Below are 8,788 nucleotides of genomic sequence, written 5' to 3'. Positions count from 1 at the left end.
TGGAACCGAACTGGATCTTAGCGATCTGCGTCTGACGCGGCTGCCCGACAGCTTCACCACCCTCACCGCTCTCACCACACTGAACCTCGGCCATAACAAGCTGACCGAGCTACCCGACAGCCTCGGCAACCTCACCACCCTCACCACCCTGAACCTCGGCAACAACGAGCTCGCCCAACTGCCCGACAGCCTCGGCGACCTCACCGCCCTCACTGAACTTGACCTCGGCGACAACCAGCTGACCTCGCTACCGGGCTGGCTCGGCAACCTCACCACCCTCACTGAACTTGACCTCGGCGACAACCAGCTGACCTCGCTACCGGGCTGGCTCGGCAACCTCACCACCCTCACCACACTGGACCTTCGCAACAACAAGCTGACCCAACTACCCGACAGCCTCGGCAACCTCGACAACCTCACCACCCTGAACCTCGGCCACAACAAGCTGACCCAACTACCCGACAGCCTCGGCAACCTCGACAAAATCACCACGCTGTACCTCTACTACAACCAGCTAACGCAATTGCCTGACTGGCTCGGCAAGTTCACCACCCTCACCACACTGAACCTCGGCGGCAACCAGCTGGCTCAGCTGCCCGACTGGCTCGGTAACCTCACCACCCTCACCACGCTGTCCCTTTATCGATCCCAGATGGAGCAGATCCCCCTCTGGTTCGGCAACCTCACTGCCCTCACCTTGTTGGCTCTCGGAAACAACCAGCTGACCCATTTGCCTGACTGGCTCGGCAACCTCACTTCCCTCACCGATCTTTCCCTCTTCAACAATCAGCTGGAGCAGCTGCCCGACAGCCTCGGCAACCTCGGCCGTCTTACCAAAATGGACGTTAGCGATAACAAGCTGACCCAACTACCCGACAGCCTCGGCAGCCTCGGCAACCTCCGCACACTGAACCTCGGCAACAACCAGCTGGAGCACCTGCCCGACAGCCTCGGCAGCCTTCGCAGGCTCCGCGCACTGAACCTCCGCAACAACCAGCTGACCCAACTACCCGACAGCCTCGGCAACCTCGACAACCTCACCACCCTGAACCTCGGCCACAACAAGCTGACCCAACTACCCGACAGCCTCGGCAACCTCGGCAAAATCACCACACTGTTCCTCGGCAACAATCAGCTGGAGCAGCTGCCCGACAACCTCGGCAACCTCACCACCCTCACCACACTTGACCTCGACAACAACCAGCTGACGAGTCTGTCAGCTGAGGTCGTCTCCCAGGGCGCGGACGCGGTGCTCGCCTATCTGCGGGCCAACCGTGCTTCGATCCAGCAGTGGACGTCGAAGCTGCTGATCGTGGGCGAGGGTCGGGTGGGAAAGACCTCGCTCGTCAAGGCCCTGTCTGACCATGCGCACAACCCTGGTGAGCCGACCACCCACGGTCTATTACTCAGCCGGTTACCGCTGCCACACCCGAGCGAGCCCAGCGCCACCATGGACCTGTCGGTGTGGGACTTCGGTGGACAGGACATTTACCACTCCACGCACCAGTTTTTCCTTACCGGCCGGTCATTGTTCCTGCTGGCGTGGAACGCCGGTGAAGGAACCGACCGGGGCCGGCTGTCCTACTGGCTGGACATCATCACCGCCCGCGCCCCCCAGGCTAGGGTCCTGCTCGTCGCCACCCACACTGCCGCCCGTCCCGCGGACATCGACCTGGCCGGACTGCGTGAGCAATACCCGGCGATCATCGCGCATTTCAGCGTGGACTGCGCCACCCGCACCGGCATCGACGCCCTGCGCACCTCCATCGCCGCCGCTGCAGCAGACCTACCCCTCATGGGCGCTGCCTGGCCAAAACGCTGGGTCGACGCGACAGCCGAACTGACCGCCGCAGACCTGCCCCCGCACCTGCTCACCACCGAGATGTGGCAGGTGATGAACCGGACAGGTGTCGCCAACGCCGTCGAGCGCCAGACCCTGGCGACGGCGCTGCACCACCGCGGCGAGATCCTCTACTTCCCCGACGATGAGGACCTGGCCGACACTGTCGTGCTCAACCCGCAATGGCTCAACGTCCACATCGCCAGCATCCTCGACAACCCCGGCGTGGCCAATCGGCACGGACTGCTCACCGCCGACGACATGGCCGACGCATGGCCGAATCTGCCCCGTGCCGAGCGCGAGCATCTGCTCAATTTGATGGACCGATTCGACGTGTCTTACCGGATCCGCGACGGTCACGCCGGCGCGAAAGGGATCGTCGTCAGCTGGCTGCCCCAGGCCCCGCCGGACATCAGCCCGGCATGGCCAACCGACGGTAACGAGATCCGGCTGGCCTACCAGTTGCCCGTCCTGCCGCCTGGTGTTCCGGGCTGGTTCCTGGCCCGGTCCCACCGGTTCGCCACCGAGTACCGGTGGCGAACCGGTGCCCTGCTGCGCCACCCCGACGGCGAGCACACCGGCCTGCTCCGCACCGACACCCAGCGCCGACGCATCGAACTGACGGTGCGCGGGCCGATGCCCGCGCCGTTCTTCGCCGTCCTCGACGACGGCCTCAACCTCACGCTAGACCGCTACCCCGGCCTGAAAGTCACCCGGTGGGTGCCCTGCCGCGGCCACGGGCCATGCGACGAGGAGTTCAACTACGACAAAGTCTTCGACCGGGTCAGGCGCGGCCACCACGACATCTACTGTCGAGAGCTAGAGGGCATGGTCGACATCGGCGCCCTGCTCACCGGCATCACCCCGCCGGTACGCGACCTCGCCACCGCTGGCGACGTACGTCGTCTCGCCGCCACGATCGAGCAAATGCGCGACGGCATGGAGCAGCACAGCACACTGGCCCAGCGCAACCACCTGCGAGTGAGCACCATGATCCAGCAGGCCCAGAGCGCCCACTGCCCCAGCGTATTCACCATCATCCCCACCGGAAAGCGAAGAATTGGTAAGACCGTCCACACCCTCAGGCTGTACTGCGAGGAACCCGGAACCTGGCACCCGCTGCCCGGCGATGCCGGCTGCTACGAGGTCGACGAACTCGCCGCATGGCTGCGCACCGCCGGCCCCTACATGGCAAAAACCCTCCGCGTCCTCCGCGCCACCGTGCCCTACGTCGGGTCGATCCTCGGCGTCGCCGCTCACGACCTGCAAGAACAACTCTCAGACGAAGTCGATCTTTTCAAACAGGTTCTCGACGACGCCCCAATCGACCGCCTGCAAGACCCCGACCAAACCATCCACGACCGTGGTTCCGCACCCACCCGCCACGCGGACACCGACGCCGACTACCGCGTCCTGCGGGCGATGATGCTCAAACTCGACGAGGAACAGAGATGGGGCGGCCTGTCACACCTGATCACCCCGGAAGGCCTCAGCCTCTACGTCTGCCCAGAACACCTTAGCCCCTATCGAGAACTACCCAACCGCTAATAGCGAACTTGACCAGCATGGTTTCGTAAACCAGAGAGGCTGACTCGCAAATCAGGTCAGCTCTCTGAGCTGCCCTTCCACTCTGCCGAACTAGCTTGCTTCGAATTGCGGCCGCACTGAGCTACAGGACGAGTGACCAAGGCCTACGCACGTCACGTACGTAGCGCATGGTGCATTTCGTTCCGATGCACCGAAGCGGACCGGAACGCACATCCTCAGCTGGTCCCGTCGCGTTGCCACTCTGGCGGAGGGATCTACTGACGCGAGACATCTCGACATATAGACAGGCGACCACGTGCCCAACTTGAAACCCACTTCGGCCACATCGACGACAGCACTCGGAACAAGTCATCCCTCCGAGTGGGAACGTCAAGCATCTCCTCGGCTACGAAGTCAGCGCCCTCTAAGGTTTCTAACCGGCATCGAATTAGCCGAGCCAGAAAGTCATCATCGTAGGCCGCTAGCATCACTTCATGAAAAGTGTGAACTCCCGTAAACGACGCCTCCGAAGCCATGCACGAGAGCCAGAGCATCGTGAGTGGATACTTCTTAACCAGCTCGCTGTCCGCAGCAATGTCAGGCATATTCGGAACCAACTGCGCCAACACTCTGTCGAACGTCTCCGAGCCTTGAAGCGGAACGGTTCGCTTAGCTAAACCTCTCTCGGCGACCCCAAAGATGTCATGTTCTTGGCCACCTACGGTCCCTGCCGCTATTCGCTGCATGGAGTGGAGAAACGGTCCGGCGGTCCAATTGCCGAAACAGCTCGCGAACAGCGGGGGCATGTCGCCTCGCTGCTGAACTATAGACCTCCGGCCCGCGAGTACCAGGTACCAAACCGCAGAGGCGTCGTCGATTGCATCAAATACCGCTTCGTTGGTCGCGATTGACTCCACCGTCGAAATCCAGTCGTCGTGAAAGCTGTCAGTCTCGCCAAGAAACCAGAGGTGCGCCCACCTCTGCAAAAACCCCGCCTGCGCCCGAAGGAGTTTGCCGCCGGAAAGCACCTCAGGTTCTTCCCCTTCGAGGATTCTCTGACAAATAACCCTCGGATCTTTGTACAGTTGCAGCAACGACACGAACGGTGCCTTATCCGAACGATCTACGAAGGGACTCCAGGCATTGACAGCGCTCGCTAACACGTCCTTAACCAGCGGCGCTCCAACCGGAGTCGAGTTTAGTATTCGTAGGCACAACGGGTAGTGCGAATTGAAGCTGACTTTCCGGCCTTCCTTCCCTTCTCTAAGAAGCCTTCTCAATAGCACTTCCGCTCCGCGATATGACTTGTTCTCGTACGCCTGCACAATGAGGTCTGGAAGTACCGAACTGGGGTTCTTTCGATATTCCTCTAGAATCACATCAAGGATCTCATCTTCGCTCGACGTACGGCGCGAAAGCGCTTCCGCCGCATAAAATTCCATGAAAGTTCTGTGGGTGAAAGCGAAGAGCCTCTTTCCGCGGCTGTTATGGCCCACCGCAGTCAGCAACCAGGCACGAGTAGCACAGAAGCTCAGGAAGTCTGATGCACGCTGGACGGACTCGCTTGCCTCAACCCCAGCCGTATCCCTGAAGTATGTAGCAATGAGGCCCGTCAGTTGATCTTCTTCGACTCCCGCGGAAGCTCGCGGAAACCGATAGAAGAAGATAGCCAGCTCCTCCATTAGGGTGCGCCCATATCTCCTATGATCAACTGGTTGCGGGATATGGCGCAGTGAGTCCCAGCCATAAAAGAGGAGCTCTGCACAGTCGCGATAGACGTCATGCCGGTTCATTGGAATGTATCCGCGTACGCGATAAAGCGTACAAAGAAGCGACAGCATCAATGGGTTTCGGCGAATTTCCGCGATCTCGGCCGATTCGCGAAGGAACGATGCTGTATCGATTTGCGATCGGCCCATGAGGGCAAACCACTTCGAGACATATTCACGCACTTGAGCACTTGTATACTCCTGCAATTCAAGCACGTTAAAGCGTAGACCCGCGAAGCTCGCCGACTCGTATCCGATCTTTCGCGTCGTGCATAGGAACGACGCCAATGGGAACGTTCCCGAAAGCAGCTCAATCGCCGCAATCTGCTGCCGCCGCTGTTGAATATCTACGAGTTCGTCGACTCCGTCAAATACAACGAAAAGACGGCCAGCAGCAAGAAGGTCTTCCACGTCACGCGGTTCGACACTTATTCCTGGGTACATATTGACCGTAGCAGCGATTTGTTCCAGCGGAATCTGTGTACTGCTTGCCGTGAAGTCCCGGCATTTCACAATGATTGGCGCGATATCGCGGTCCGGGCGCTCAGCAAGGCTAAGCGCAAGCTTGCGAGCAAGTGTGCTCTTACCAGCGCCTGGGTGACCAATCACCACTAAATTTGTTCCTGGGTACGGGTCCTCCAGTGAAACAGTTTCCCCATGCCCATCAAAGGCCTTCTTTGTCGGCGTAAGCTGGCGCCTGATATAGAGGTCGTTGTTGGCGATACGGTGATTGTCCTGTGTGTGCTCTAGCGGAATTTCCCTGGCCGCCTGCTCTACTGCTCTACTAATATCAGAACAGAGTTGCCGCAAGCGCACGAGCTTGCTCGGCTCGTTTGATATGCCAATCAAAAGTCGTATGTACAGAGGAGCTGGCGTGTCCTCCAGCAGCCCGCGATCAGGTTCAAAAAGTTGCCTTAGATCTTCCTTAGGTACGCGCGCAATGACCTCGCTGGCCGGGAGCACCTTGCGTATAGCGAGTGTGACCAACTCCCACACTATTTCCGAAGCCTGATTATTGATATTAGGCACGCTAGTAACAGCACCAGTGAATAGCTCATGAAAAGAAGTAACTATTGCTTCTGCCCATTCGCCCGCCCGACTACGGCGGTCATAGGCTCCCACAGCCACATATGCCTGCGTTAGCGCAGTCACCTCGGGCGAACCGAGAAATACCTTGATTGCCTCCAGTTGAGTATGGTCAAAGCCGATCTGATCGCCGCCAGGGGTGGTAAAGACGTACAGGCCTATATCCAGGTCAACGTCATCCGGACTATACTTTGGACCGACTAGAGATGCTCCTACTCGCATGACCAATGTCTTTGCAAACTCGGCGATGATCGCAGCGACGATCTCATTCATGTGATCCCCTAGCTATAAAGGCGCACAGTATCGATTTGTACTCCATTGCGGAACTGGCCAAACAGGCGCTTGCCTTCGCCAACCGGGCGACGAACATGAATGGCATTCAGCGAACGACCTTGTGGTGTTCTGCAGGCCTGGCCTAGCAAGAGGCCCGGTGGACTCCCTCGCCAGTTCCTGCCCCCGCCAGCGCTAGGGCAGAATGTGCGACGTGACAACGCAGCCTGACCCAACGGCAGAATGGTGGACAACGAGCGACGTGGCCGCCTACCTGGGCGTACGTGTTGGGACCATCAGCGCGTACCGCGCGCGCAACCAGATGCCGGAACCTGACATGACGGTCGGCCGCACACACATGTGGCGTCCCGCCCGCATCGTTGCCTGGCACGAAGCACGACCCCGCCCCGGCGTGGGCGGACGACCGACAGCGAGCGGCGACGAGCCTTAGAGGTGGTTGTGGAAACTGATTCGCAGATAACTGATACCCGCTGGGTGGTACATGGGAGCCGGAATATCTACCAGAGCGAGTGGATCCGGCTGAACATGACGGACGTCGAGCTGCCCGACGGCCAGCGCTTTGAACATCACACCGTCTGGATGCCCGCAGCAGCGATGACCGCCTTGCTGAATGACGAGCTGACGCACGTGCTGCTGATGTGGCGTCACCGGTTCGTCCCCGACCTGTGGAACTGGGAGCTGCCCGGCGGTCTCATCGACCAGGGCGAGGAGCCCGTCGTGACGGCAGCTCGCGAGATCGAGGAGGAAACGGGGTACCGGCCGCGGTCGCTGGAACACCTCGTGACCTTTGAGCCGATGATCGGGATGGTGAATTGCCCGCATCACGTCTACCTCGGTCGAGGGGCGGAGCGAATCGGCGAGCCGACCGAGACGACCGAGATGGAGCGCATGCAGTGGGTGTCGCTCGCTGACGTGCCGGAGCTGATCCGCGCGGGTCAGGTCAGCAATTCCGGCACGCTGGTCGCCCTGCTGCACGTCCTCGCCCTGAGCGGTCCGGGCGCTGCGGCCGGCTACACGGCGCACATCAACTGATGCCGCTGCTGAGCAGGCGGGCAATGCGCTGCTTCTGCCGGACCGACGCTGTGCGGTTGGCTAGTGCCTGCGCCTTGCGCGCCTGCTCGCGCGCCTCGTGGTGTTGACCTCGCACTGAGTACGCCAACGCCAGATCAGTGTGGTGTCCTGCCGTTGCTCTTGCCCATGTCGGATCGAGCGAGTCCAGCGACGCCGTGAGGTCCTCGATTGCTTCTGCAGCACCAAGACGAGCGAGGCAGTGGCCGCGCCAGCGGCCAAGGTGCGTGCTGTCGAGCATGATGTACGGCAGCTCTGCCCGCGTCGGCTGTGCTGGCAGGAGCCGCGCCGCCTCATCGAGTGCTCGCCGTGACGCCAACCCCTCCCCCATCGCAGCCAGCGACTCCGCCTCTGCCGCCCAGAGCCACGACCGCATCAGTTCGGGTATCGCTGTGCCGGCTGACTCGCGGGCGTGCTGCATGAGCTGCACCGCTTCCCCTGCCCGGTCGGCGTCGAGCAGCGCGTACGCCTGCTGCGCCGTCACGTGGGCCAGGATGGCTGGGTCGCCCGCTTCCCGCGCGGCGTTCTTCGCGGTTTCGTGGTGTCTCCACGCCTGTGCCGCGTCTCCGAGGTCGAGCGCCTGCCAGCCTGCCAGGGCCGCTGCTTCTGCAGCCGTCGCGCCGAGCGCAGCCCTGTGTGGACCAGGCAGGCTGTAGCTCAACAGGTCGGAAACCTGAATCAAGTGTTGCTCTGATTGCTTCAGCAGGTGAACCGCCCCGAGTCTGCGGTCGAGAACTCGCAGCATCTCTGTCTGCTGCTCCAGCAGCAGGATCAAGCCGGAATCCACGGTTGCGGCGCTGTGGAGGCGGTCGATCAGCTCCGGCTCGGTATGGGATTCGCGAACCTCGGCGATCGATTTGCCCGTCGTGAACTCGGCCCCGAACACGGCTCCCATGAGGTCTGCGTAGAAGTCTGAGAACCCGCGGTGGCCAGCAGCCCATTGCCTAATCATCCGGCGCAAGCTGTCGTCCGCGGGCAGCTCGACGTTGCGCTCACGTGCGACCCGCCGCAGGTCGTGAATCAAACGAGCGCGGGACCAGCCGCGCGCCTGACACAGATCGTCGATCTCCGTTGCCTGCATCTGTTCCCCCTTGGCAGATCAACATGCCTAACTCTCCGCGCTTTCGCAAGTGCAGCGAGTCCGCATAGGAGTCCCCCTCAGTCCACGCAAGTCCTCTGTGGCGGGCCGCTTCCCCGGCGGAAGCTG

At 61.2% G+C, this 8,788-nt stretch carries 4 protein-coding genes; 2 read left to right on the top strand and 2 right to left on the bottom strand.

What is annotated here, in order from left to right:
* On the top strand, positions 1-3,388 hold a 3,388-nt coding region (locus AB0B35_RS41740; RefSeq protein WP_361057357.1), incomplete at its 5' end, for a leucine-rich repeat domain-containing protein.
* A gap of 254 nt (positions 3,389-3,642) precedes the next feature.
* Here AB0B35_RS41740 and AB0B35_RS41735 read toward each other — a convergent pair.
* Entirely contained in the window at positions 3,643-6,495 is a 2,853-nt protein-coding gene (locus tag AB0B35_RS41735; protein WP_361057354.1) for an NACHT domain-containing protein, read from the bottom strand.
* A gap of 543 nt (positions 6,496-7,038) precedes the next feature.
* On the opposite strand from AB0B35_RS41735, the gene AB0B35_RS41730 reads away from it, so the two are divergent.
* On the top strand, positions 7,039-7,545 hold the full coding sequence (locus tag AB0B35_RS41730; protein ID WP_361057351.1) for an NUDIX hydrolase: 507 nt from the start codon (positions 7,039-7,041) through the stop codon (positions 7,543-7,545).
* Here AB0B35_RS41730 and AB0B35_RS41725 read toward each other — a convergent pair.
* A complete protein-coding gene (locus AB0B35_RS41725) occupies positions 7,538-8,662 on the bottom strand; it encodes a hypothetical protein (protein ID WP_361057348.1) in 1,125 nt (374 codons plus the stop codon). The two genes, AB0B35_RS41730 and AB0B35_RS41725, sit on opposite strands and share 8 nt — an antisense overlap.
* Between the last annotated feature and the right edge of the window lie 126 nt (positions 8,663-8,788).

Origin of the sequence: Catellatospora sp. NPDC049133, assembly GCF_040648455.1 — a bacterium.
GTDB lineage: Bacteria > Actinomycetota > Actinomycetes > Mycobacteriales > Micromonosporaceae > Catellatospora > Catellatospora aurea.
The sequence above is the reverse complement of the archived record's forward strand: the minus strand, read 5'-3'. Positions and strand labels throughout refer to the sequence as shown.